General features: G+C 36.3%; 23 protein-coding genes and 1 pseudogene. 7 read left to right on the forward strand and 17 right to left on the reverse strand.

Annotation, left to right across the window (positions count from 1 at the left end):
- The first annotated feature begins 52 nt into the window (after positions 1-52).
- A complete protein-coding gene (locus TX86_RS10570; protein WP_042348694.1) occupies positions 53-847 on the forward strand; it encodes an IclR family transcriptional regulator in 795 nt (264 codons plus the stop codon).
- An 88-nt stretch (positions 848-935) separates the two neighbouring features.
- On the opposite strand, the gene TX86_RS10575 is transcribed toward TX86_RS10570, so the two are convergent.
- The 14 genes from TX86_RS10575 to TX86_RS10630 all read right to left on the reverse strand — a co-directional run bounded on the left by TX86_RS10575 (position 936) and on the right by TX86_RS10630 (position 13955).
- Complete coding sequence (locus TX86_RS10575) at positions 936-1667, reverse strand: enoyl-CoA hydratase/isomerase family protein (protein ID WP_042348696.1); 732 nt, start codon at positions 1665-1667, stop codon at positions 936-938.
- 24 nt (positions 1668-1691) lie between these two features.
- A complete protein-coding gene (locus TX86_RS25765; RefSeq protein WP_052343634.1) occupies positions 1692-2471 on the reverse strand; it encodes an enoyl-CoA hydratase/isomerase family protein in 780 nt (259 codons plus the stop codon).
- Between the two features lie 41 nt (positions 2472-2512).
- The gene (locus TX86_RS10585) at positions 2513-4393 is read right to left on the reverse strand and encodes a CoA transferase (protein WP_042348698.1); all 1881 of its coding nucleotides are present in this window, start codon (positions 4391-4393) and stop codon (positions 2513-2515) included.
- Positions 4394-4464: 71 nt separating this feature from the next.
- Positions 4465-4608 carry a hypothetical protein gene (locus TX86_RS27020; protein WP_195892889.1) on the reverse strand — a complete coding sequence of 48 codons (144 nt, stop codon included), beginning with the start codon at positions 4606-4608 and terminating at the stop codon, positions 4465-4467.
- A gap of 28 nt (positions 4609-4636) precedes the next feature.
- On the reverse strand, positions 4637-4771 hold the full coding sequence (locus tag TX86_RS27445) for a hypothetical protein (RefSeq protein ID WP_268258249.1): 135 nt from the start codon (positions 4769-4771) through the stop codon (positions 4637-4639).
- 24 nt (positions 4772-4795) lie between these two features.
- Entirely contained in the window at positions 4796-6019 is a 1224-nt protein-coding gene (locus TX86_RS10590; protein ID WP_052343635.1) for a CaiB/BaiF CoA transferase family protein, read from the reverse strand.
- 14 nt (positions 6020-6033) lie between these two features.
- Entirely contained in the window at positions 6034-7233 is a 1200-nt protein-coding gene (locus TX86_RS10595; RefSeq protein ID WP_042348699.1) for a CaiB/BaiF CoA transferase family protein, read from the reverse strand.
- A gap of 122 nt (positions 7234-7355) precedes the next feature.
- Positions 7356-8522, reverse strand: a complete 1167-nt coding sequence (locus TX86_RS10600; protein ID WP_042348700.1) for an acyl-CoA dehydrogenase family protein — start codon at positions 8520-8522, stop codon at positions 7356-7358.
- A gap of 18 nt (positions 8523-8540) precedes the next feature.
- Positions 8541-8963: a Zn-ribbon domain-containing OB-fold protein gene (locus tag TX86_RS10605; RefSeq protein ID WP_042348701.1), complete on the reverse strand. Its 423-nt coding sequence runs from the start codon at positions 8961-8963 to the stop codon at positions 8541-8543.
- Between the two features lie 8 nt (positions 8964-8971).
- Positions 8972-10141: a thiolase C-terminal domain-containing protein gene (locus TX86_RS10610; RefSeq protein ID WP_042348702.1), complete on the reverse strand. Its 1170-nt coding sequence runs from the start codon at positions 10139-10141 to the stop codon at positions 8972-8974.
- A 19-nt stretch (positions 10142-10160) separates the two neighbouring features.
- Positions 10161-10592, reverse strand: coding sequence for a hotdog family protein (locus TX86_RS10615; RefSeq protein ID WP_042348704.1), 432 nt, complete (start codon positions 10590-10592; stop codon positions 10161-10163).
- Positions 10593-10603: 11 nt separating this feature from the next.
- Entirely contained in the window at positions 10604-11119 is a 516-nt protein-coding gene (locus TX86_RS10620) for a MaoC family dehydratase (RefSeq protein WP_052343637.1), read from the reverse strand.
- 40 nt (positions 11120-11159) lie between these two features.
- A complete protein-coding gene (locus TX86_RS10625; RefSeq protein ID WP_042348705.1) occupies positions 11160-12326 on the reverse strand; it encodes an acyl-CoA dehydrogenase family protein in 1167 nt (388 codons plus the stop codon).
- Between the two features lie 57 nt (positions 12327-12383).
- Positions 12384-13955 (reverse strand): class I adenylate-forming enzyme family protein, encoded by a 1572-nt coding sequence (locus TX86_RS10630; RefSeq protein ID WP_042348707.1) that lies wholly within the window; start codon positions 13953-13955, stop codon positions 12384-12386.
- Between the two features lie 228 nt (positions 13956-14183).
- Between TX86_RS10630 and TX86_RS10635 the strand changes: the two genes are divergently transcribed.
- Together TX86_RS10635 and TX86_RS10640 are read left to right on the forward strand one after the other, a co-directional pair.
- Positions 14184-14813 (forward strand): TetR/AcrR family transcriptional regulator, encoded by a 630-nt coding sequence (locus TX86_RS10635; protein ID WP_042348709.1) that lies wholly within the window; start codon positions 14184-14186, stop codon positions 14811-14813.
- Between the two features lie 349 nt (positions 14814-15162).
- Positions 15163-16770, forward strand: a complete 1608-nt coding sequence (locus tag TX86_RS10640; RefSeq protein WP_042348710.1) for an MFS transporter — start codon at positions 15163-15165, stop codon at positions 16768-16770.
- 106 nt (positions 16771-16876) lie between these two features.
- Here the strand turns inward: TX86_RS10640 and acnA are convergent, their stop codons facing one another.
- Positions 16877-19603 (reverse strand): aconitate hydratase AcnA, encoded by a 2727-nt coding sequence (gene acnA, locus TX86_RS10645; protein WP_042348711.1) that lies wholly within the window; start codon positions 19601-19603, stop codon positions 16877-16879.
- Between the two features lie 388 nt (positions 19604-19991).
- Here acnA and sspO point away from each other — a divergent pair, with 388 nt between their 5' ends.
- Entirely contained in the window at positions 19992-20141 is a 150-nt protein-coding gene (gene sspO, locus TX86_RS10650) for a small acid-soluble spore protein SspO (protein ID WP_042348712.1), read from the forward strand.
- An 82-nt stretch (positions 20142-20223) separates the two neighbouring features.
- Here sspO and TX86_RS10655 read toward each other — a convergent pair whose 3' ends face one another.
- Together TX86_RS10655 and TX86_RS10660 are read right to left on the reverse strand one after the other, a co-directional pair.
- A complete protein-coding gene (locus tag TX86_RS10655) occupies positions 20224-21216 on the reverse strand; it encodes a zinc-binding dehydrogenase (RefSeq protein ID WP_042348713.1) in 993 nt (330 codons plus the stop codon).
- Between the two features lie 158 nt (positions 21217-21374).
- Complete coding sequence (locus TX86_RS10660) at positions 21375-22001, reverse strand: nitroreductase family protein (RefSeq protein ID WP_042348714.1); 627 nt, start codon at positions 21999-22001, stop codon at positions 21375-21377.
- Positions 22002-22213: 212 nt separating this feature from the next.
- Here TX86_RS10660 and TX86_RS10665 point away from each other — a divergent pair, with 212 nt between their 5' ends.
- The 3 genes and pseudogenes from TX86_RS10665 to TX86_RS10680 all read left to right on the forward strand — a co-directional run bounded on the left by TX86_RS10665 (position 22214) and on the right by TX86_RS10680 (position 25922).
- Positions 22214-23728: a spore germination protein gene (locus tag TX86_RS10665; RefSeq protein ID WP_042348715.1), complete on the forward strand. Its 1515-nt coding sequence runs from the start codon at positions 22214-22216 to the stop codon at positions 23726-23728.
- Positions 23718-24817, forward strand: a pseudogene (locus tag TX86_RS27610) (GerAB/ArcD/ProY family transporter). The gene TX86_RS10665 and the pseudogene TX86_RS27610 overlap by 11 nt, the downstream one beginning before the upstream one ends.
- Positions 24804-25922 (forward strand): Ger(x)C family spore germination protein, encoded by a 1119-nt coding sequence (locus TX86_RS10680; protein WP_042348718.1) that lies wholly within the window; start codon positions 24804-24806, stop codon positions 25920-25922. The pseudogene TX86_RS27610 and the gene TX86_RS10680 overlap by 14 nt, the downstream one beginning before the upstream one ends.
- Positions 25923-26178 lie beyond the last annotated feature (256 nt).

The following is a 26178-nucleotide window of genomic DNA, read 5'->3' on the forward strand; positions in this document are numbered from 1 at the left end:
TAATATATTTAAAAGAGATTGAAAAATCAGTTTTTTATTAACGGGGGATTACATGTCTTCAAAACAGGCAACACATCGATTAAGTACAGTAGATAATGCAATGTCACTCTTAGCTTTATTTCTTAAATATGACTCAGTTGGACTCATTGATATAGAGCGTGAAACAGGTGTAAGTAAAACAGCTGCCTTTCGTCTGGCTGCTACAATGGTAGATCGTGGCTTCTTGGTGAAAGATGCTAAAACCAAAAAATATTATCCAGGTCCTATCCTATTCCAGTTAGTTCATAAATTCCAAGTGAATGATATTATTACAATTTCAGAGCCATTCGTACAAGAACTAGCCAATATGACAAATGAATCTGTCTATATTTCCATTCGTTCAGGAAATAATTATTTTTTCTTAAGTGGTGTACATAGCACTTATCCTGTTAAAGTAACGAGTCCTTTTGGAGATGAAGTAGAGCTATACTTGGGTGCTGCTGGTAAGGTGCATATGGCTCACATGGCATCAGTTGATATTGATAATTACTTAAAAAAAACACAATTTAAAACATTCACACCCGATACCATTACAGATGAACAGCTCATTCTAAAAGAATTAGAAGAAGTGAAAGAAAAGGGCTATGCAGTTAGCTTAGGTGAAGGATTCCCCGATTCAAGTGCAATATCAGCACCGATATGGGGCCTAGGTGAGGAACCAACTGCAGTGTTAAATATTCTTCTTCCCTCGACACGTCTAACTACTGAAAAACAACAAGAGTTCATTGAATTAATAAAGAATTATTCTGAAAAAATATCAAATGAATATATGTTAAAAAAAGATTCGGAAACAATCTACGAACAATAATTGAATTTCAGTCCATCTATTCAAGCGACTATTCTATTAACTTAGAAAGATTTACAAGTATCAAAGAATTGGTCGCTTAATACTTTGGTCATTTCCTTCTCTCAGTCCACGATCTTTCAACAAGCACTCGCTCCTTTAAAATACCTTGTGACAGCGAAATATCTATACTATTTGCAACTAATGACTTAATCCAACTAGCTGACTTACCACTTTGTGAAACTATCGTTTTCATATATTGAATTACTGTATCCAATAACTCTTCCTTCGCTACTATTTTACTAATTAACTTCTTTTTATAACCTTCTTCAGCCGTAATACGATGACCACTAAAGGCAAAATCTAATGCTAGTCCTTGCGAAACAAGTCTTGGTAAACTTTGTGTACCACCAGCCGCAGGAAGCATACCTAACTTTGCTTCGGGAAGAGCTAATTGCGTTCCTGGTGTTGCAAAACGAAAATCACAAAGCATAGCCATCTCAAGACCTGACCCAACTGCAAATCCATGCAAGGCAACAGCTATGGGTTTTGGTAAACGACGGATTTCCTCCCATAAGTCTCGTTGCAGCCTTATTCTTCGCTTTTGAATTACAGTTGGATTTGTACCGAATTCTGTTAAATCTGCTCCTGCACAAAAACCTCTCCCTTCGCCACAAAGTACCACTGCATGTATTGTAGGATCATCTCGAACAATACAAATGATTTCATACAATTGATCTCTCATCTCAACACTAAAGGCATTTAATTTATCAGGCCGATTTAATGTAATAATTGCTATTTGCTCATCCTTCTCAAATCGTATCACTGGTTCATATTGACTCATATATTCCCCTCCCTACAGCCATATCTATTTACCTTTAAATTGCGGTGTTCGTTTCTCTAAAAAGGCTTGAACACCTTCCATACGATCTTCACTCGTTTGTAATAACATATAGACATCTAGCTCTAATCGTAACGCCTGTTCAAACGACATTTCACTTCCTTTTACAAGGCATTCCTTCGTGTATTGCATCGATAGAGTGGACATTTCTGCTAGTTTTTTAGCGTAATCACAAGCTTCCTCCCATAAACTAGTAGCACTTACTTGTTTATTTATTAAACCTAGTTCAAGAGCTTGGTTTACTTGTATCGCTTCTCCACCTAATAACATATTCATAGCAGGTCCCTTGCCTATTAATCTTGGAAGACGTTGCGTTACACCACCCGCTGGAACAACTCCCCAAGTTGCTTCAGGTATATAAAATGTGGCTTGATCTGTTGCATAGCGAATATCTCCTACACACGCTAAACTAAGTCCTAATGATGCACAGTGCCCATTAATAGCTACAACAATTGGAAACGGAATACGAGCCCATTGTTCGATAGCTGCACTTGCAAGCACAACAGGTGAATACGCTTCTTCTTCCGAATCATATTGAACAATATTAGGATTTAAACCTATTGAAAAATCAAGTCCATTGGCCCCTAAGACAATTACCTTAATGGCTTCATTTTCAATACATTCATTTGCCACATTTAATAATTCCTGAGACAACTCAGGTAGAAAACTATTTCTGTCATTCGGATTGTTAAGTTTAACATACGCGATTTGTTCTTCAATCCATACCTCAAGATAGTGATATTTCATAGTGAAAACCTCCAACTCCCTATTAGATTAAAACAGGCAAACTATGTAGAAGATATCATCTGTTTAAGAAATGTATCTATATATTTTGTATGCTCTCCTACTTCTGGTGGTGGTCTCATCGGAACGCTCCAACTTTCACACTCCCATGGCATACCAATCGATGAAGATCCATCTTTAAACAAGACTTTGTGTACTTGCTTGTCATTTACAACATCCTGTAGATTCCTAATCTTCTCGTTATCTTCCAACTTTTCAGGTAATTTAGAATCGATTACATTCTCACCTATAAACTGACAAGCAGCCTCATATTGTGAAAGATCAATTCTAATACCAACTCTATTTGTTTGACGATAATACAATGCTGAAACTAGAGCGAAAGCACCGTGGATACCAGCCCCTATATCACTTATCGAAAAACCTGGAAGCCAAGGGTTGCCATCATCATAATGTGTTAAAGATGCTATACCCGACATGACTTCCAACGTCGGACCGTAGCCTACATAATCACGATAAGGACCCGTTTGCCCAAAAGCGGATAATGAAAGATGTATCAGTTCAGGCTGATGCCTCCAGAGTTTTTCACTTTGCAATCCAAAATTCGGCATTACTCGAGGACTGAAGTTATCTACGACCACATCACTGCTTTTCAATAATTCAAGAAATTTATGACGATCTTCTTCTGCATTCAAATCCAATTCAATAGCTAATTTATTTCGATTTAATTCTCTAAAGAACGGAGCATCTATTCCTTGATTTGACCGAATACCGTCCGGACGATGTGGTGCTTCAATTTTGACAACCTCTATCCCTAAGTCTGCAAATAGTCTTGTACAGTAAGGACCAGACCACATACTCGTCAAATCTAGTATTCTGAAAGGTTTGTTTTTCTGCACTCGATTTGATTTCAGCTCGTTACCATCATTATTCAAGTGAATCATCCACGGTAAACGCATTTCACTCTGACCAAGATTATTTGTACTCCAGAAGCTTCTTTCTTTCAGATGTGGACAATCCCGTACTTCTTCAAGTGTTTGCACCATAGCAAATGGCATTCTAAATGCTTGACCTGTATGAAACAGTTCATTGCTGCTCATTGTTGATGTCCATTTGCTTAATTCCTCTTCAAGACGTTGACAATACGACATTCGATTATCTGCATTTATCCATTCTGACTGATGAACTAGTTCTGCCCAGCCCTCTAACAAATTCCACTTCTCATCAACAGGTGCTCCAACAAATACCCAACCATCCCTACTTGGTAATATGGCCATAGGTGCTAATGAATGATGACGGTTTCCTATTCTTCCTCGTAATTGACCAGTATCCAAATAAGTTGAGTATGCTCCTTCTAATGTACTTACACAAATAGAAAGAGCATTGATTTGAACTATTTGATTTTGCTGATGCTCCATAGTTACTAAAGCAAGTAATCCCGCTGTAGCTGCATGAGCACCGATTATGCTAGTTGCTGAGCTTCCTCCAACTTGTAAAGGTGTTCGATCTGGACTTCCTGTTAGTTCCATCCAACCACTCACCGCTTGTAGAGAATCTTCTTCATCCAAACTAATGCCTATCGGAAAATCCATATAAATTCCAATACAAGTACAGTGACTATTATTTTTTTGTAGAAACGATTTCAAGTGATTAGTTAACTCGTTATTACAATGGCGGTCCCATATAATGATATCCCAATCGAAATGAAGCAAATCAACTACGACTGCATGAAATTCCGTATCAGTTTTCGTATACTGAATAGCTTTGCCCTTATCTCTAAATGACGATAAGACATATGATTTACTACATATTTTAGTAACTTGTGCACCACTTTCAGCATATAAGCGTCCCGCATAACTACCAGAAGGACCATATGTTAATTCAAGTATTCTCATTCCACTTAATAAACTCTTTTCAAGCCTCTCCAATCTCCAACCCTCCTTCGTAACATCGATGTATAAATTGAATGAAGTGACTAGTGTTTTATTCTTCTACTCTCTTAATCTGCAGTTGGAAGAGCTACTGGTTTTTTCAATTCCATTACAGCTCCACAGCATTGAATACTACCTTCTCCTGCTTTAGTACATAACACTTCAATCCCACATTCTTTACATTGCAAACGCTTTCCTAATTGATTAGCCATAATAAACCATCCTTTCTTTTGTTTATCTTTATTTAGGCATTGATTGCTTCTCTTGAATAGTCTCTCCACAGCATTTTAATTCAGCATTCGCTGCTAATTTTGTTACAATAAATTCACTCTGACATTTCGGACAAACTAATTTAGCTCCAATTTTCATTGCCATAATCATATTTCCTCCCATTCTAATTTATTGTTTTACACCAAGCGGGACATTACCAATTACATCAGCATTAACTAACTTTACTACTTCTTCATCTGAGAGATTTAGTATATTCTTTAATACATCTTCATTATGCTGCCCTAATAAAGGAGCAGGAGATCGATGTTCAAGTCTTTGACCAGAGAATTTGACAGGCCATGTTGGATATAAATGTGTTCCATTCAGTGGATGGGTGACAGGTTGGAAGAAGTCTTGAAAGTATGGCGCCGCTTCCGTATCATTTACATGAACAACTGGACCTGCGCTTACACCAACTTCTTGAAGTCTAGTTGCCACTTCATTATTTTTAAGCTGTGAAGTCCAATTTTCTATAAAAATATCTAATTCATCATGATTTTCATATCGGCTTTGTATCGTGTTAAATCTCTCATCTTTAGTCCAAGAAGGATTTCCAGACGCTTCGCAAAATTGCTTCCACTCCTGATCATTTGCAACCGCAATTGCAACCCATGCATCCTCCCCTTTACAACGATAGACACCATGTGGAGCCATATTTGGTTGGCGATTTCCTAGACGTCCCCAATTGCGACCATTCATAGAAGCATCAGCAATTTGTTGACCCATGTAATTCGCACAGCCTTCTACTTGAGCTACCTCCACCAGCTGTCCTTCACCTGTTCTTTCTCGATGTTGCAAAGCCGTTAATAAGGAAAAAGCTGTATGGACACCAGAGATTACATCTCCTGCTCCCCCTATAGTCATAGGATTATCATCGCGGTATCCGTTTACTTGAACAATTCCAGACAATATTTCGAATGTAAAAGCAAAACCAGGTTGATCACGATTTGGTCCTGTTCTTCCATAGGCAGGCATTGATACCATAATAATAGAAGGATTTATTTCGCATAATTTTTCATATGAAAGTCCGAAATTCTCCATTACACGTGGTGAAGAATTCTCAATCACAGCATCACTCTTTGCGACTAATTCCTTTAACAACTTCATGCCTTCAGGATCATTTAAGTTTAATGTAATGCCTTTTTTATTTGCATTTGCTACATTAAACTGTGGTCCTAATTCCCACCAATTCTCTCCAGGAGAAGACATCGAATAGCGAAAGCCATCTGGACGTTGAATGGACTCAATTTTTATCACTTCCGCTCCTAAAGAACCTAAATATGATGTACACATAGGACCTGACCACCACATGGTTAAGTCAACAATTCGAATTCCTTCTAAAGGTAATGTCATAAGTATTGCCCCCTTTAAATTATTCCTTTTGCTGACATTTCTTTTATTTCTTCCTCAGAATATCCAAGAATGTCACCAAATACATGCTTGTTATCTTCTCCTAATAACGGCGCTATTTTATCAATACTCCATGGAGATTTTGATAAACGGAATGGAGCACCTGGTTGTTCAACTTCCCCCATCACTGGATGATCAACCTTGACAAAGAATTCACGTTCCTTATATTGAGGAAAGCTAAGCATCTCCTCAAATGTTAAAATAGGAGTAATCGGAATTCTCCACTCTATTCCTAACTGAATAATTTCTTCTTTTGTATGCTCTATTAACCATTTATCGAATCTTTCTCGAAATACTTCTTTATTTTCAGCACGTCTAAATAATTCCATGAATCGAGGATCTTCTACCCAGTCATACATTTCAGTCATAAAACAAAAATCTTGCCAATGCTGTCCCGATAATAAATTAATTCCGATATAGCCATCCTTGCATTTTTCAATACTTGGTAATGAAATATAACGTTCCTCGAAAGAAGCACATGTTGTAAATGAATGTTGAACATTACGATATGGCATTTGTAATACTCCACATTCTGCAATGGATACATCCACATGCTTACCTTCATTCGTTGCTCGTCTTCCGAAGATAGCAGCCAAAGTAGCTGTAGCTGCAAAAGTACCAGCCGCATACTCTAACAACCTTAACGGACCACCCGCACGTAATGGTTCTCTCGACATCTCACCAATTTGACTTATAAAACCGCTCATAGCTTGAGTAATTAGCTCTGTAGCCTTATAGTCCTGGTAGTCCCCACTCTGACCGAAACTTGTAATAGATGTCATAACTAATCTTGGATTTATCTCTTTCAGCTCTTCATAACCTAATCCCATACTAGATAACACTTTGGGAGAGAAGTTCTCTACTAGTATGTCTGCTTCTTTCACTAGCTCTTTTAATATAGATGCACCACGTTCTGTTTTTAAGTTAAGAGTTATACCAGACTTATTGTTGTTTAAATATGCAAATAATCCACTTGCTTCTATATTCACTTCATCATTCGGAAATGGGCCATCTAGCCTTGAGGGATCACCTACTTTTGGTTGTTCAATTTTGATGACTTCTGCTCCATAATCAGCTAATAATTTTGTACAATAAGGACCTGCTATATTCCATGAAAGATCAATGACCTTTGTTCCTGAAAGAGCTTTATCAACCATAATATTCCACCTCTATTCTTTTTTGTAAGAAAAAAGAGGAGCTACGCATTACAATTTTTCATAAGTACGATGTTCCCCTTTTTTCTTGCATTACATATTAATATCGAAATATACTACATTACTTAATTCACTAATTGGGCTACAGAAGCGGATTCATTCCCAAGGGATTTAGCCACTTTCTTTATATGAACATGTGCAGGACCAAGATTCAATTGCATTGTTTTGAATCTTCTGAAACAAAATTGTAGTGGATAGTCCATATCAATCCCCATACCACCATGCAATTGATGTGCACCTACTAATACTTTTTGTCCTTCCTTACATATAAATGCTTTTGCAATTGCTACTTCAGTCTCAGCAGATACTCCTTCGTCCAATCTTGAAATCGCATGATAAGCAGCTAAGCGTCCTCCTTCTACAATCGTGTACATATCGGCTAGACGATGTTGGACAGATTGAAAACTACCAATCGGACGCTTAAACTGATGGCGTTCTTTTACATAATCATTCGTCACCTGTGTAGCTCTATGAAGTAGACCTGTTAGTTCAATACATTGAAGAGCTGTTGCCAACTCTATTGTTTGCTGAACAAGATTCCATCCTTCGTTAATAGAACCAAGTATATCTGCATCTGTTACAGTTACTCCTTCAAACTCAACCTCATACAATCCATCTGAACCAATGGTTTGTAATGGATTAATTTGAATACCAGCTTGATTTCCTTTTACAAGGAATAGACTCAAGCCTTTATTACTTGCATTATGAGATTCAGTCGTTCTCGCTAATGTTAAGAAATAATCCGCATTCGGTGCATATGGTACAAACATCTTTTTACCAGTAAGAGAGTATGTACCTCCTTCTTCTACGGCAGTAGCTGTGATATAGGATAAATCATAATGAGCTTGAGACTCTGACATAGCACCTGTAACTATGAGTTTTCCTTCGGCAATTTTCGGAAGAAGCTCACGTTTTTGATTTTCTGTACCGAATTTTAGAATTGGAAGCACTCCGTACGCAAGTGTTGAGGCAAAAGGTGAAGAGAAAATAGCAGCCCCCGCTTCTTCAACGACTAAGGCTAAATCTATTAAGCTACCGTCAGCTCCACCATATTCTTCTGGAATCACTAGCCCTAAGAAGCCCATCTCCGCTATTTCTTTATAAAAAGTAGGTGAATAATGATATTCGCTAGCTTCTGCCGCACGAAGAGCTGTTATGGTACATTTCTCTTTAAAGAATTTATTCGCTGTACTTTTGAACACTTCTTGAATTTCATTTAAAGCAAAATCCATAGTATTACACCTCTCTCTTTACGTATTTTGACGCTTAAACTTTGGCAAGGGTAAATCTTCAAAAACCTGATCAATAACCACTTCTACAGGCATTCCAATATAGATTTCATCCGGTTCACAATCAATCATATTCGAAACGATACGAACACCTTCATCTAATTCGACAAGTACAACTTCATAAGGAACTTTAAAAGCTGGATGAACTGGACGATGGTATACTACATAACTATAAATCTTCCCCTTTCCAGTTGTAGGTACCCATTCCATATTGAAGCTATGGCATTTATGACATACTGGTCGTGGTGGGTGCATTAATTCTTTACAATCTCCACATCTTTGAAAGTGAAGTTGTTTCGTTTCCTGCAATACTTTCCAAAACGGTAAACTATCTGCATCCACCATTGGTCTAGGCGGAGTAATACCTTCGTTATATTGAACCATATCTATCGTTACCTCCTTTTTAGTATAAGACCACTTGAAGGAACCCCTGGTCCTCCTGTCACTAAGCAAAGCTCAGCATCTTTAATTTGAGTGGTAGATGTTCCTCGAATTTGGCGCACACCTTCCGTAATTAAATTCATTCCATGAATATATGCTTCCGACATTAGTCCACCTGCCGTATTAATTGGCAGTTCCCCATTAGGACGAATTCGATCTCCTCCTTGAATGAAATCAATTCCTTCTCCTTTGCCAACAAAGCCAAGCGCTTCTAATTGCATCGGAACAAGTGGGCTAAACGCATCGTAAATTTGTGCTACATCAATTTCCCAAGGAGAGATACCCGCCATATGGAATAATCTTTTCCCATACGTTTCAATTTCTGCAAATGTTGATATTTCTGGACGATAGTAACTTGTCATCATTTCACCATTCGATGCCGTCGCTTGAATCGCACCAGAAATATAAGCAGGGCGCTGTTTTAAATCCTTTGCTCTTTCTGCTGTTGTTACAATGAGTGCAACTGCTCCATCCGAGCTTAAACAGCTATCATGACGACGAAGTGGCGCAACATTTATAGGTGAATTCATATATTCTTCCAATGTTAGTTTGCGATCATAAAATTGTGCTTTTGGATTACGGTTAGCGTTTTCACGATTAACAAGTGCAATAGGAGCAAACTGTCCATCTTTGATATTGTTTTCATACATATAACGTTGTGCGAACATGCCATCCCATGAAACAGGTGTTAATAATCCAAATGGATGATACATGCCCATATACGTAAGGTCAGATACTCGAGTTGGCTCGAAATCACCATACTTTACAGGACCTGAAGCATCTCTAATAGAACGTACACACACAACATAATTAGCTAGCCCAGATGCAACTGCAGCTACAGCATGTGCAACAGTCCCACAATTAGCGCCACCTCCATACGGAATTTTGCTAAAGAAACTGAGGTTTGGTATGCCTAATGCCTTAACAATATCTACCTGCTCAGCTCCAGTATCCAATGTATAATTGACAATTCCATCAATATCATCAATCGCTAAGCCTGCATCTTCAACCGCTGCCAATATAGCTTCACAAGCCATTTGAAGCTCACTTCGACCACAGCTTTTACTAAATTCTGTTTCCCCAATACCCACTATCGCGGTTTTATCACAAATGTTTTCCAATTCTTTTCCTCCTTTCGAATTACAGAGCTACAATGGCCTTTCCTGAAGCATGATTTCCAATGCTGTTCTTACCGACAAACTCTATTTCTACTAAATTATTACCTTCTTCTTGATATTTTTTTGTTACTTGACCTGTAATTGTCATTTGATCACCTGGATAATTCGGCACTGCTAATCGTAAGACTATACTTTTTATTTCGCCAGTCGGTCCACACCAATCTGTTAAATACTTACCGATTAAGCCATTTGTCGTCAAAATATTCATAAACACATCTTCCGCAGCTGCCTTGCGAGCTTCGCGATGATCATGGTGAACAAGTGCATAATCATGCGTTGCAGAAATGGCGCCTCCAACTACTAAAGCAGCCGTAATATCTCTTGTGTGAGAGGGCAATTCGTACCCTACTTCAATTTCATTCCAATTAACAGTTGCTGAACTCATTGTGTTCATTTTCATTCCTCCTATTCGTTCGAAATCGAATTATATGCGAGAATCGTAAAGGTTTGCTTGCAAACTACTTCATCTCGTTGATTCATAAATGTATAAAGAAATGTCACAAAATACCCTGGACCACGAACTGTCATTTTCTCAGGTGACACTTTATGAACAGAAATTGTATAACTAATTACATCGCCTACCTTCATAGGTGCAAAATACTCTTGCCCTTGCTCTGTAGCAACAATTGACGAATAGCCTTCTTGATCCAAAAGTGCAACAAGTCTTTCCATCGGGCTTGGCTCTCTTTCTTCTGCAGGCCAAAGTGGACTCATTGTATAAACCTGCACCTGCATCGGTGGAGCAATGATTTCACCATATTTAGATGACTTTGCATATTCCTCATCTGAATATAATGGATTTGCATCTTGCATTACTTCACACCAATGACGAATCATCTGTTTACACACTGCATCAGGACCTTCAATCCGCTCAGATACAACTCCTACATGTTCTTGAATTTTCGCTTCAGCTATTGCCATTTAATAATTCCTCCTTCTTTAAGCTCTATCATTAACGCTTTCATTGTGTTTTTGGTAATCCTAAAGCGAATCTTGCAATAAGATCACGCATTACCTCACTTGCACCGCCACCGAATAAGAATACAACTTGCTTCTGTGCTAAAGCTGCTGCCCTTCCATTAATAGGCGCATCTTTTGAATCAGGTAGTAATTGACCATGCATACCCATAATTTGCATACATATATCGTATACTTCCTGATGAAGCTCGGCGGCGTAAACTTTATTCATGGATGGACGATAATGAGCTGCCGGCTCATTCGCATGACTCCAAGCTGCACGATAATTTAAGTTTTTCAGCACAGCAATTTTCACTGATAATTCCGCCAATCGTTCTTGAACCCATTCTTGTTCAAATACTGGCTTACCTTCAATAATTGTTTCTTTCGCCCATTCAATGGTTTCTTCCACTGTTCGCTTCATCTTCGAATATGTTGAAAGCATTAGCCTTTCTAAAGAAAGTTGTGTCGTAATATAGTTCCAGCCCATGTTCTCTTCACCGACAAGTGCATCTTTCGGAACCCGAACATTGTCGTAATAACTAACATTCGATTTTTCTCCCATTAGATTCATTGGTGTCACTGAAAAGCCAGGTGTATTCGTTGGCACTAGAAAAATGGAAATCCCTTTATGCTTAGGCGCATCAAGATCTGTTCTTGCTGCAAGCCAAATATAATCAGCAACATGAGCCATTGTAGTAAAAACTTTTTGCCCATTAATAATATAGTCATCTCCATCTTTTTCAGCTCGTGTTTCCAGTGCAGCAAGATCAGTGCCTGCTTGTGGTTCAGAATATCCAACTGCAATCTCTACTTCCCCTTTAAGAATTTTGGGCAAGAAGTATTCCTTTTGTTGTTTGGAGCCAAGTTTCATTAGAGTTGGACCAACCGTTTCCAATGTAATGAATGGAATAATGACACCTGATCGATCTACTTCTTCTAAGAAAATATATTGTTCTAACGGCGTTCTTCCTTGCCCACCATATTCAACTGGCCAACCTATTCCAAGCCAACCATCCTTACCCATTTGTCTAATATATTCTCTCCATAGAGGACCACCTTCAGGGTTTTCTTTCACTTCTTCTAATAATTCAGGTGTAATATGAGTTTCCAAATATGTCCGAATCTCTTGTTTCAATTGTTGTTGTTCTTCTGTTAAATCAAAACGCATTTCTATCACCTCTTTACTAGTATTAAAAGCTTATATTTAGGCGATTATCGCCGAAAATCACTTTGTTGAATCGCTCGTTATATAGCGTTCTTTTAAATCTCTTTTTAGGATTTTTCCAGTTGGCGTTCGTGGAAGTTCTGAAGAAAAAACGATGCTTGACGGTCGTTTGAAACTAGCTAAACGATCTTTACAATAGGTTAGAAGATCCTCAACGCTAGGTGGTTCATCTACATTTTGTGCTACAACAACAGCCATTACTTCTTCTCCCCACTCCAAACTAGGTATACCTATTACTGCTACATCAGCAACGTCTGGATGTGAAATGAAGACATTTTCAATCTCTGCAGGCGAGATATTTTCCCCACCGCGTATCACCATATCAGAGCTACGACCATTTAAGAAAAGATAGCCGTCTTCATCTAACCAACCCATATCATGTGTATTGACCCATCCATTTACAAGCGTTTCTTTTGATGCATCTGGACGATTCCAATAACCTTTCATCGCCTTCTGTGTACGAATATATACATGCCCAATTTCATTTATTGCAACTGGAGAACCGTTATTATCAAGAACCATAATGTCAACGTTAGATAGAGGTTTTCCTACTGAAGATAGTCGTTTAATTTTTTTATCAATTTCCTCGGCGGTACCAATCAATTTATGATCTTCTGGACCAAGAACTGAAACTGTAGAAGTTGTTTCAGTCATCCCGAAGCCGTTAGCAAATTCTGTTGAGGATGGAAAGAGGTCGATTGCCCGTCGTATTACTGGAAAAGGCATCGGTGCTGCACCATAGGATAGACTTTCAAGGGAGCTAAGATTAGTAGAACTAAAACCTGGATGATCCATTACACGCTTTAACATTGTTGGAACCAAAAAGGCATGGGTAGCGCTTTCATTTTCTACTGCTAGTAACCACTCATTAGCATCAAATTGACTTAACAATATTAACCTTCGCCCATGGTAGATAGAATTACAAATACTAGTCGCTCCAGAAACGTGATAGCTAGGTACAGAAATGATAGTAGCACCTCGTTCTGTTCCATCTGCCGCTTCCACATGATTCATCACATAGTTAGTTAACTGCCCATATGTAATCATGACGCCTTTTGGAGTATTAGTAGTGCCACTTGTATAAAGTAGAACTGCCAAATCAGAATCATCAACATCTGCAAAATCCCACATAGGTTCTAATGCACCTTCAAGAGCCTCTTCATAATTAGGTCCAATCGAGTGAGATTCACCAATGCAAATAACTTTATGAACGCCACTCTCTTTAAAAACTGGTGCGATTAACTCCGCGTATCGATGTTCAGTAATCAAGACTTTTATACTTGCATCTTGAATCATAAAGGAAAGTTCATCCGTTTTAGCTCGATAATTGATTGGTACAATAACAGCACCTAATTGAAAAGCAGCAAAGAAGCTTTCAACCATTTCAGAGCAACTTGTTGCAATAAATCCAACTCTGTCGCCCCGCTTAACACCGTATGATGCTAGTGTTTCAGCTAAGCGCCCCGTTCGATCAAGTAACTCTGAATACGTAAGTCTTTGCTCACCAAACGTAATGATTTCCTGATCAGGCACGATACTCGCTGATATTTGAAGTAATAAATAAGCATTCAACTTCTATTTCACCTCCAAATTTATTGATTCCTTATCTCTTCATTTTTATTTTGCTTTCTATCTCTGTTGCGTATATAATAATCTACAATTCCTAAATACGCAATATCATTTTCTAAATTTTCAGAAAATTTATAATACACCATGTTGGAAAACATACATTCAAGAGCGTCATTGCAATATTTGTATTGTTAAAAAAAATAAAAAAAATGTTTCGTGAGAGGAGAACAAATGAAAAATAGTAAAGTAGATCGTAGAATTAGAAGATCAAAAAAATTATTAAAGCAATCTCTAATTTCACTCTTAAACGAAAAAAAATTTAGTGATATCACCATTACAGATCTTGTAAATCGCTCCGATTTAAATCGTTCCACCTTCTATGCACATTTTCGTGATAAAGAGGAGCTTTTATCTTGTATGATTGATGAACTATTAAATGGAATGATTACTAGTATGACACATGATGTTAGCCCTACGTCCAAAACATCCACACAATATGGAATTACTCAACATTCATCACTCCAACTTTTCACATATGTATCCGAAAACTCTTCCTTCTTTAAAACATTAATGAATTATCATCATGTTCCTAATTTCTCCTATCGACTTTCAGAAGCTTTATACGATTTTTATCTAAAAAAAATAAAAGAGGAACAAGATTCCTCTAATCAGCTCAATATGAACCATGGCTTCTTCGCAAACTATATAGCATCCATCATTGTAGGATTCATACATCATTGGCTAGTTCATACTGAAAACAAATACAATCCAGATTATATTGCAAAAGAATTTAACAAAATATTTATTTTAAACACTGATTTTTCGTATTTGCAGCCAAAAAGGAGACACATGCAAGGCTAGGCGAGCTATTGGATTTTCAACATGGGTTGGCTTATGACCAATTGTGACAGGTGTAAGGTTAGACAACTCAAAATTATGTACTAAATAAATAAACTACATCCCCCCCTCTTTTGTAGTTTATTTTGCTTTTAACCTATCATTTTGCAAAAAGTATCGTTTTAACAACATTATCACGTTATTTTGGTGTTGATTATACACACATCCCTTTTTATAATCTAACAAACAGTACGTGCTGTTGATTTATAACTTTACAGCATCGAAGGGAGGTATATTTCCATACATTTGGAAACGCTTTCAGGTGATAGGTTAGGAATTAGTTGAAAAATCAATATATTTCGAGGGGTGTTTTATGGAGAATAAAGTTCAACGCTCACAATGGATTCAATTTATCGCTTTGTTATTTGGTTCTTTTATATGTATCGAAGCTATGGTTTTTCAAGCTCCTGCCATTCCAAGTATTTCACAACATTTTGAACTTCCGACATATTTAGCAGGTCTCATCATTCTGTCTTTTTATATTACTTCAGCATCCTTTTATCCAATAATGGGCAGATTTGCTGATCAGTTTGGAAGGAAAAAAATCCTCCTATTCGGTATGGTAATCTTTGCTGTTTCTGAAGTTGCTGCAGCAATCAGTCCTAATTTTTCTTTTTTTCTAATTGCACGTGTCTTTCAAGGCTTTGCTGTTTCTTGTATTTTACCAGTAGCTATGGCCTACATTAGCATCATCTTTCCACCTGAGAAACGAGGATTCGCAACCGGTATTTTCACAGCTGTGCAAGGCTGTGGTTCCATGACTGGAGCAGTAATTGCTGGATACTTAATAAAAATATACGGATGGCCTATCATCTATTGGGTAAGTGCAGTCCTCGCTATTCTTGGTTTTATTGTAATAAAAATGTTTATTGTGGAATCCAAAGGAGAGAAAACACGATCTTTCGATTTACTTGGTGCATTTCTATTATTTATCTGTGCCGGAAGCATGCTTTCTGTTTCCACACTCGTTAAAAGTTTTGGGGCTGCCTCACCGTATACATTAGGTACACTTGCTCTTGGAGTCGTAGCGGCTATTGCTTTATGGATTGTAGAAAACCGAATAGCCAATCCAATTGTTGAACTATCACTCTTTAAAAAACGATTATTTGCGCTCGCCATGATTATGAACCTTCTTACTGTAGCAGGATATCAATCTTTCATTTATATAATGAACTTTTTTATATCTTCAAGCCCTGGTAGGGATGTATCTAATGTAGGTTTGTTCTACACCATTATTTATGCTGGAGGCGTAGTTGGAGCTATCCTAATTGGAAAGCTAGCAGATAAAATTAATAATAAGAAATTAGTAAATTTCATCTATCTTATTCCGATTGTAACTATTTTCGTATTCTCAATGATTAATGTATACACATCATTTTCCTATATTACAATACTCTCTATTATACTTGGGTTTAGTCAAGGAGCCATTACACCTATACTAATGAAATATACATTAAGCACTATTCCAGCTGACAAGCTCGGTGCTGGTTCAGGTGTCTTCACAACTTTTCGAGATTTAGGTACACCTCTTGGTTCAGTTACAGGTATTATCATCTTCTCATCTTTCACCGATGCTTTTACAAAATCTTCTTTGAGCGATATATCCAAATTAGAAGGCATTAGCTCTAACGTAATGGGAGCCCTTGAACAAGCGAGAATAAGTGGAGGTACAAAAATTGAACAAAGCCTGGCTAATGAACTACAATCCTTAGGCATTACATTTCAAGATTTAATGACGAAAGCTACTGCAGAAGGATTGACTACAGCATTGCAATATTCTGCTTATATTATCATAGGAATATTCGCACTTGTTTTTATCATCAGTTTATTAATTCCTAAGCAAAAAGCCGAACAAACATTGGCTGCTCCTAGCAAAACTATAGAACTAGACACTTCTATAAAATCAGATATTTCTGTGTAGTCAAATACCTATTCCAAAAGATACCCAATGATTATAATTACAAAAAAAGACTGCTCCAAAAAGTGATAATTAATCACTTTTGAAGCAGTCTTTTACTTATATACGATTAAGCTTGTTGCTTAGCAGCTGCTAATTTTTCACGAAGAACCATTGGTAGGATACCGCCATGACGGTAGTAATCAATTTCAACTTCGCTATCGAAACGTACTAATGCTTCGAATTCTTTTACAGTGCCATCTTCAGCAGTAGCTGTAACTTTTACATAATCTCTTGGTTTAACTGACTCATCAACTGTAACTGCAATTGTTTCTTTACCAGTTAATCCTAGAGTATCAGCGCTTTCGCCTTCTTTAAATTGTAATGGAAGAACGCCCATTAACACAAGGTTAGAACGGTGAATACGCTCGAAGCTTTCAGCGATAACTGTTTTAATGCCTAGAAGGTTAGTACCTTTCGCAGCCCAGTCACGTGAAGAACCCATTCCGTAATCTTTACCAGCTAGAACTACTAAGCCAGTTCCATCTTGTTTGTACTTCATGCAAGCATCATAAATTGATGTAACTTCGCCAGTTGGCCAGTAAGTAGTGTATCCACCTTCTGTACCAGGAGCAACTTGGTTACGGATACGAATGTTTGCAAATGTACCTCTCATCATTACTTCGTGGTGTCCACGACGAGATCCATATGAGTTGAAATCTCTTGGTTCTACGCCATTTTCACGTAGGTAAAGGCCTGCTGGAGTCTTAAGACCGATTGAACCAGCTGGAGAAATGTGGTCAGTTGTTACTGAATCAGCGAATTTAGCAACTACGCGTAATCCGTTAAGTGGTTCAACTGTACCAGCTTCTGCTTTCAAACCTTCGAAGAATGGAGGGTTTGCAATGTAAGTAGACTCATCATCCCAAGTGTATAATGGATCATTACCTACTTTGATTTCGTTCCAACGCTCATTGTTTGTGAATACAGTGTTGTATTCTTTATTGAATAATTCCGGTGTTACAGTAGCATTTACTACTTCTTTAATTTCATCAGCTGTTGGCCAGATGTCTGCAAGCATTACATCGTTACCATCTTTGTCTTTACCAATTGCTTCAGTAGAGAAATCGATATCAACAGTACCAGCTAGTGAGTAAGCAACTACTAATGGTGGTGAAGCTAGGTAGTTACCTTTTACAAGTGGGTGAATACGTCCTTCAAAGTTACGGTTACCAGAAAGAACTGAAGTAACTAATAGATCAGATTCAGCGATTGCTTTTTCAAGCTCATCAGCTAAAGGACCTGAGTTACCAATACATGTTGTACATCCGTAACCAACGATTTGGTATCCTAATTGATCTAGGTATGGTTGTAAACCTGAATCAGCAAGGTATCCTGTAACAACTTTAGAACCTGGTGCTAAAGAAGTTTTTACGTATGCAGGAACTGTTAAGCCTTTTTCTACAGCTTTCTTAGCTACTAAACCAGCACCTACTAGTACGTATGGGTTAGAAGTATTTGTACAACTTGTGATTGCAGCAATTGCAATAGCACCAGTTTTCATTTGTACTTCAGAACCATCAGCTAATTTAACTGTGATTTCTTTTTCTTTATCCGCTGCATCGATACCAAATCCGTGAGGACCTGCTGGTGCATTCAATGCATTGTGGAATTCTTCTTTCATTTTAGACATTGGAATTAAATCTTGTGGACGCTTAGGACCAGAAAGATTTGCTTCGATTGTAGCAAGATCAATTTCAACTACGTCAGTGTAGATTGGATCTTGACTATCAGCTGTTAAGAATAGTCCGTTCGCTTTGCAATATTCTTCAACAACTTTGATTTGCTCTTCGCTTCTACCAGTTAGACGCATGTAAGCTAATGCTTCTTCATCAACTGGGAAGAAACCACAAGTAGCACCGTATTCAGGAGCCATGTTAGCTACTGTTGCACGGTCAGCTAGAGGTAATGAAATTACGCCAGGTCCGAAGAACTCAACGAATTTGTTAACTACACCTTTAGCACGTAATACTTGAGTTACTTTAAGAGCTAAGTCAGTAGCTGTAGCGCCACTTGGAAGTTGACCAACAAGTTTAACACCGATTACTTCTGGAACTGGGAAGTATGAAGGTTGACCAAGCATTCCTGCTTCTGCTTCAATACCACCAACACCCCATCCAAGTACACCGATACCATTGATCATAGTAGTATGAGAGTCAGTACCTACTAATGAATCTGGGAATGTTTCGAAAGTTCCGTCTTCGTTTTCTACTGCATGCACAACTGCTGCCAAGTACTCTAAGTTTACTTGGTGAACGATACCAGTTGCTGGTGGAACTGCACGGTAGTTATCAAATGATTTTTGAGCCCAGCTTAAGAATTGATAACGCTCATTATTACGTGAAAATTCAAAATCCATGTTCACTTTTAATGAATCTGCTGAACCAGCTTTATCAACTTGTACTGAGTGGTCGATAACTAAATCAACAGGAATTAATGGGTTGATTTCATCTGGATTACCACCAATGTTAGCCATTGCTTGTCTCATTGATGCTAAGTCAACTACTGCAGGTACACCAGTGAAGTCTTGTAGAATTACACGTGATGGTTTGAATGGTACATCAACATTTTGTTGTCCAGCTGTACCCCATTTTGCTAAATTTTCTACATGTTCTTTAGTAATAACGCGTCCATCTTCTTGACGTAATACTGATTCAAGAAGTACTTTAATTGAATAAGGTAATTTAGATACTGCTCCAATTCCTGCTTTTTCTAAAGCACTTAAACTATAATAGTTATACTTCTTACCATTTGCTTCAAAAGAAGAGCGTGCTTGAAAAGTGTCTTGTTTTGCCATTACAAATCCCCCTCTTTTTTCCTTAATTAAATGAAAAATACTCATAAAGACTTAGTCTGATACTAACTTAAGTACCAAACTTCTATCACCTTTAACTATAAAGGAAAAAATCATATATGTCGAAAAATTTGAAAACTTCTCCCGACTTCGTTTTCTATCAACCTTAGTGTATAAAAAATCAACACATAAGTAAATGACAAGAATGTTATTGTGTATGATAAGTAAAACTTATCAAAAATCACCATAATTGATAATGATTCTTAATTACACCAATAAAATCAACACTAAACATCCTAAAAAAGATTTCAAGAATACATATAATACTATTTCTAGAAAATAATATATAAGTATCCAATTATTTTTTTTATGTGAAATGAGGTGAATACTCGTGGGTAAAAGAAAGGCGAATCATGTCAGACCAGGAGCAAATGCAGCTTCTGCTCAAGGTATGGGTGCAGGTTATAATGAAGAATTATCTAATGAACCATTAACGACCATGCAAAGACAAAATAATAAAAAGCGAAAAAAAAATCAATAAATCTTTGGAGAACTACTAAAGATCAAAAAGGTGTTCGAAAAATGATTAATAATCATTTTCTTCGAACACCCCTTATTATTCCTTATTCAATAATAAAACCAATTTTCCCTATTTGTTTCGCCTCTTCAAGACGATTAAAAGCTTGTCCAAACTGGTCTAATGAATAAATACCATCAATTACTGGCTTTATTTGATGCACTTCAATAAACTCTAGCATTTCTTTATATTCCTCTGCACTTCCCATCGTTGATCCTAACATGTTCAATTGACCATAGAAGAAATCACGAAGATTTATCGTTACTTCATCTCCAGCAGATGCACCAAAAGTTGCAATCGTTCCACCTTGACGAAGTTGCTTCAGTGATTTATTAAAAGTTGCTGCGCCTACACATTCGATAACTACATCCATCTTCTCACCATTTAGTGCCTCATCCCAATCAGCACTGCTATCTATTGTAAAATCAGCACCAAGCTCCATTGCCTTCTGACGCTTTTCTTCAGAACGTGAAGTAACATAAACGGTAGCCCCTGCAGCTTTCGCAAATTGTAATAGAAATGTTGCTACACCACTGCCGATACCAGGAATCAGCACTTTCATATTATGACTTACTTTAGCTCTAGTAAATAGCACACGATAAGCTGTTAGAGCAGCCAAAGATAGTACTCCTGCTTCTTCCCAGTTTAAATGTGAAGGTTTAGGATATACATTTTCCACTGGTACAACAATATATTCTGCAAACGTACCATGAAAAGGAAGCCCCACTATTTCAAAACCAGCTGGTGGAGCATCACTTTTCTCTTTCCAACCAAGTCCTGGGTTAATTATAACTTCAGCTCCAATTTGATCTACATCTACACCTTCACCGACTGCATCAATTATTCCAGCTCCATCTGAGCCTATTATTAATGGTGCATCAGTAGCTTTATGACGAGTTAGCACGAATAAGTCACGATGATTCATGCCCGCTATTTTAATACGAACTCTTACCTCTCCTGGTCCAGGCTTTACCTCTTCTATTTCTCGATACAATAAACCAGCAAATCCATCTTTATCACTATGTACTAATGCTTTCATTTAAACACCCCAATATTTTAATTCACACTTTACATTCTATACATTCATAATATTAAGAAAATAGCATTTTGAAAAGTATACAACTAATCATAGCTAGAGAAAAACATTTAAGCTAAAAAAATGACAGAGGTATACTCCCCTGCCATTTGCATACTAAATTAAATAAAATCCACTATCTCTTCTACAGGTAACCTCGTTGTTTTAAATGCTGGTGCAGCTGCTTTACCAAGAGCAATTAACACGATAGGCATATATCGATCCTCTAGCTCAAAGCGCTCTGCAAATTCTTGTTTATTAAAGCCGCCAATAGTAACCGTATCATATCCTTTTGCCTTCGCAATAAGCATGAATTGCATTGAAATTAAGCCTGCATCAAATGAAGCGATATTCGCTCTTGCTTCAGACGCAAAGCTTGGATATGAATGCATGACACTATCAATTAAACGTTGTGTATTTACTTCATCAATATGACCAGCTTCAAAATTACTATGATATATTTTTTCAACATTTTTATACATTTTTGTATCGCCAATAACAGAAATAACAGCTGAACAGCTTCCAATTGGAGCTTGATTATAGGCAATACCCTGTAGTTCTTTTTTTACATTTTCGTCTTGAATAATTAGAAAGCGCCATGGTTGTAAGTTACTAGAAGAAGGAGCAGTAGCTGCTATTTGAATCATTTCCTCTATTTCATCTTTATGTATTTTATAATTACCATCAAACTCTCTGATAGAATGACGCTCGTTTATGATGTTAAATATGTTTTGTTCTATATTAGTCATGATAAGCCTCCAAATCTCTAGTTGTTTTACAATTACCCAATTTCCAACTTACTAATCTCCCATTTATTTGTCAATACAGTCTTAAATCATCTACTTACTACTAAATAACATACATTATGACGAAATCGGGAAAGTTACTCTTTCGAAAATCTGCATAATTTCCTTATTAACCCACATAATAAAATCAATAATTGTGAAAGAGTGATTATATTATGTTCTTTAAACGGAAGAAAAAGAAGAAAATTTATGTTGAAAATGAAATAAATGATGATAAGCACGTTTCTTCTACTCTTAATGAAAATATTTCTTATATTAAAGAGAAATATAATTACACTGATGATTTACAAACTCGATATTTTAAATATAACGACAATGATGCTGTAATTGTGTATATTGATACCATTTGTGATGCTGAAATAATTCAAAATGGACTATTATCTCCATTAAATAGCAATACTATTAAACCTATTGAAGAAATTATAACGATTCCAGATGTAAAAACAACAATTGACTTAAATAAGGCAATAAATATGCTCAATAAAGGCATATGCATTCTAATTATTGAACAAGAAAACAATTTATATTTAATAAATTCTTCAAAACCAATTAATCGTTCCCCTGATGAACCAATTAGTGAAAAGGTAGTTAGAGGCTCTCATGAAGGTTTTGTAGAAAGTATCGATATTAATATTAATTTGGTTAGAAAAAGAATAAAAAGCCGTCAATTAACAGTTAAATATAAAGAAATGGGAACAGAAGAAAATAATAAAGTTGCCCTTCTCTATATGAATGATTTAGTAGACCCAAACATACTTAAAATAGTAGAAAAAAGATTAAATGATGTATCTTCCGATATGATTTTCACTCCAGGTTTCTTAGAAGAATTTATCGAGGATAAACCTTTTTCACCTTTTCCTCAAACGCTATATACAGAAAGACCTGATCGGGGAATGGCCCATTTATTAGACGGAAGAATTATACTAATGGCTGATGGAAGTGCTGAGGTTTTAATCCTCCCTATTACGTTTTTCGCCTTTTTTCAAACGCCAGATGACTATAATTCAAGAGTATTTACAGCTACTGTATATCGTTTTTTAAGACTAATGAACTTTATCATTTCTATTAGCTTCCCTGCCTTTTATATCGCAACAATTGCTTATCATTTTGAGATTATTCCTAACGATATAATACTACTAGTTAAAAATTCAGTAGAAGGGATTCCTTTTCCACCACTTGTTGAAGCGATTATTATGCTTGTAACTATTGAACTAATCAGAGAAGCTGGAGTACGTTTACCTACACCAATTGGACAAACAATTGGTATTGTTGGAGGCTTAATTATAGGGGATGCCATTATTAAAGCAGGACTAATATCAAATGTTATGGTTATCATTATTGCCATAACATCCATTGCTTCTTTCACAATACCATCTTATGAAATGAGTAATTCTCTTCGAACTTTAGCTTATCCATTTATGATTGCAGCAGCAACATTAGGTTTTGTAGGAATCGTTTTTTTGTCATTGTTTATAGCGAAGCACCTATGTAAATTAGAATCATACGGTAAACCATATTTTGCACCATTTGCTCCGTTTCACTTAACAAACTTGAAAGACACCTTTGTTAGATTTCCAAATTGGATGTTTAGTAAACGGCCACTTGATGCTAATCCTAAAAAAGTAAAAAAACAAAGTAAAAATAGAAAGTGGGATAATAATGACAGCTAAAAATCACATAACCCCACTTCAATTATTTGGTATTATTTTGCAATCTCAAATAGGTATCGCTATATTAACTATGCCCTATGAACTATTCAAGGAAGCAAAATTTGATAGTTGGTTATCTATTTTATTAACAGGGCTTTTTATTCAAATATTAATATTTCTTCACTGGTTTCTTGCTCGAAGATATCCAACTTCTAATTTTTTTGAAATCATAACAAAGCTATTAGGGAGAAAATTAGGAATATTTCTTTGTTTTTTATATAGTATTTACTTTATATGTTTAAGTAGTATTGTACTATCGTTATACAGCAATATTATAGCTGATTGGCTATTACCTCATACACCTCATTGGGTTACGAAAGCTCTTATGATAAGCATTGCAATCTATGTGGTAAAGGATAATCTTCGTGTGATAGGTCGTTTTTTTTTACTTTGTACATTTGTTTCGATTTTCATGATTCCGTTAACATTTTATTCTTTAAAAGATGGGACTCTGTTAAACATATTACCAATTGGATTTTCGAATTACCTCCCTATTTTAAAAGGGACACATGAGGCTTTTTTTCTTTTATAGGATTTGAAATGATGTTAATTATTTTTCCATACGTTAATTCATCCTCTATAACAAAATTAAAAGTAACTTCCCTAGCCAATTTGTTTACAACTCTCTTTTACACGTTAATTACATTTTCTTGCTTAATTTTTTTTAATGCACACGAATTATCAAGAATTCCTGAACCTGTTCCATATTTAATAAAGTCCCTGAAGCTAACATTAATTGAAAGACCCGATCTTTTCTTTATTACACTATGGATCGTACTAGTATCTACTTCTTTCATGAACCATTTATATTCTGCATCCAAAGCGCTAAAGAACCTGTTCTATAAAAAAACGAGAGTATTATTTGTTTACTTGTCAGCATTTTGTAGTTTAATTATTTCACTCATTTGGAATCTAAAAGAAGAAGTAATTCAATTAGAATTACTTATTTCAAATTGTGGCATTATCTTTATAGTTTTGATACCTGCTTTTTTACTTTTTCTATCAATAGCAAAGCAACAGACAGAGGGTGTATCTCATGAAAATAATTAAGATTGGAAGCCTTCTTTGTTTTATATTACTCGCTTGCAGTGGTTGTTGGGATCAACGATTGCTAAAAGATAAAGGGGTTATTACAATAATAAGCTTTGATCTTGTTAAAAAAGAACTGCTTGAAACTGTTGCATTTCCAATTTCAATAAAAGGACAAGACACTAGTCAGGAGCAGGAAGCTGTCACCGTTTCGGGTAAAGGTGCTTCCACTCAAGATGCTACTGAACAAATAAACAAAAAATTTGCAGAGGAATTAGACTATTCAAAAGTACAAGTTTTTTTAATTGGTGAAAAGTTAGCAAAGCAAAGCATTCTCCCTGTAATGGATACTTTTTATAGAGATTCAAAAAGTCCTTTAAATGCATATGTTGCAATTGTAAAGGGAACTGCAAAAGAAGCATTATCTATTGTACCACCAGAACAACCACTAAAAGGCGCATATTTTAATGGCTTAATAAAAAGTGCTATAAAATTAGGGGAGTTACCCGAGGTAACCGTTCAAGATACTTCATCTAAACTCGAAGCTGCAGAAAAGGATATCTTAATTCCTCATATTAAATTAACGGATGAACAAAATAGAGCAACAGTTATTGGATTGGCACTTTTTAATCAAAATCGGTTTGTAGGAGAACTATCTAACTTAGAAGCAAAAATGTATTTATTACTTAACGGAGAGAACAGAAAAAAACGAACCTTTACATTTAAAGTATCCAACAAGAAAAAGAATGAATTAAGTAATCAAGTCACCTTCAACGTACTGAAAATGAAAAGAAATTTAGTTGTTAAAGAAAAATCCGATAATATTGTGGTCAATATTGATTTGGATTTAAAATTAAGTATTAAGGAGTATCCAATAGACCATTTAAATCGTGAGGACGTAATACGAGAACTAAATAAAAATATCCAAAAAGAATTAACTAAAGCTGCTAATAAAACCATTAAGAAACTGCAACAATCGAACTGTGATGGCCTCGGCATCGGTTTACGAGTAAAAGCATTTCACAATGATATTTGGACTAAAATAAACTGGAAAGAAACATATCAAAACATTCCCATCACCACCAATATTACTACAACAATTATTGACTATGGTACAACGGAATAATGATTAGACAACATCCCCTATTCACTAAACGGATAAAAACCGGGATACTATTTTAGACAGATTCCCTTCTCTAGTACCAATATATCCATCTCTGAGGTGCTTCCGTTAAGGAAACATCTCTTCTTTTTTACACACTATCTATTTTGGATGATATTTCTCTTTTAACAAAATATCAAGCGAATTTGGTAATTCACAAAAAGAGCTCAATCGTCAATTTACATAATAAAATGGATATACCTAATCGCTATATCCATCT

The organism is Bacillus massiliigorillae (genome assembly GCF_000380245.2).
GTDB classification, from domain to species: Bacteria; Bacillota; Bacilli; order Bacillales; family DSM-1321; genus Bacillus_AD; species Bacillus_AD massiliigorillae.

Bases quoted from the DNA above. Each gene is read 5' to 3' on its own strand.
- TX86_RS10570 (WP_042348694.1), top strand. From the start codon at position 53: ATGTCTTCAAAACAGGCAACACATCGATTAAGTACAGTAGATAATGCA.
- TX86_RS10575 (WP_042348696.1), bottom strand. From the start codon at position 1,667: ATGAGTCAATATGAACCAGTGATACGATTTGAGAAGGATGAGCAAATA.
- TX86_RS25765 (WP_052343634.1), bottom strand. From the start codon at position 2,471: ATGAAATATCACTATCTTGAGGTATGGATTGAAGAACAAATCGCGTAT.
- TX86_RS27020 (WP_195892889.1), bottom strand. From the start codon at position 4,608: ATGGCTAATCAATTAGGAAAGCGTTTGCAATGTAAAGAATGTGGGATT.
- TX86_RS27445 (WP_268258249.1), bottom strand. From the start codon at position 4,771: ATGGCAATGAAAATTGGAGCTAAATTAGTTTGTCCGAAATGTCAGAGT.
- TX86_RS10590 (WP_052343635.1), bottom strand. From the start codon at position 6,019: ATGACATTACCTTTAGAAGGAATTCGAATTGTTGACTTAACCATGTGG.
- TX86_RS10595 (WP_042348699.1), bottom strand. From the start codon at position 7,233: ATGGTTGATAAAGCTCTTTCAGGAACAAAGGTCATTGATCTTTCATGG.
- TX86_RS10600 (WP_042348700.1), bottom strand. From the start codon at position 8,522: ATGGATTTTGCTTTAAATGAAATTCAAGAAGTGTTCAAAAGTACAGCG.
- TX86_RS10605 (WP_042348701.1), bottom strand. From the start codon at position 8,963: ATGGTTCAATATAACGAAGGTATTACTCCGCCTAGACCAATGGTGGAT.
- TX86_RS10615 (WP_042348704.1), bottom strand. From the start codon at position 10,592: ATGAACACAATGAGTTCAGCAACTGTTAATTGGAATGAAATTGAAGTA.
- TX86_RS10620 (WP_052343637.1), bottom strand. From the start codon at position 11,119: ATGGCAATAGCTGAAGCGAAAATTCAAGAACATGTAGGAGTTGTATCT.
- TX86_RS10625 (WP_042348705.1), bottom strand. From the start codon at position 12,326: ATGCGTTTTGATTTAACAGAAGAACAACAACAATTGAAACAAGAGATT.
- TX86_RS10635 (WP_042348709.1), top strand. From the start codon at position 14,184: ATGAAAAATAGTAAAGTAGATCGTAGAATTAGAAGATCAAAAAAATTA.
- TX86_RS10640 (WP_042348710.1), top strand. From the start codon at position 15,163: ATGGAGAATAAAGTTCAACGCTCACAATGGATTCAATTTATCGCTTTG.
- acnA (WP_042348711.1), bottom strand. From the start codon at position 19,603: ATGGCAAAACAAGACACTTTTCAAGCACGCTCTTCTTTTGAAGCAAAT.
- TX86_RS10655 (WP_042348713.1), bottom strand. From the start codon at position 21,216: ATGAAAGCATTAGTACATAGTGATAAAGATGGATTTGCTGGTTTATTG.
- TX86_RS10660 (WP_042348714.1), bottom strand. From the start codon at position 22,001: ATGACTAATATAGAACAAAACATATTTAACATCATAAACGAGCGTCAT.
- TX86_RS10665 (WP_042348715.1), top strand. From the start codon at position 22,214: ATGTTCTTTAAACGGAAGAAAAAGAAGAAAATTTATGTTGAAAATGAA.
- TX86_RS10680 (WP_042348718.1), top strand. From the start codon at position 24,804: ATGAAAATAATTAAGATTGGAAGCCTTCTTTGTTTTATATTACTCGCT.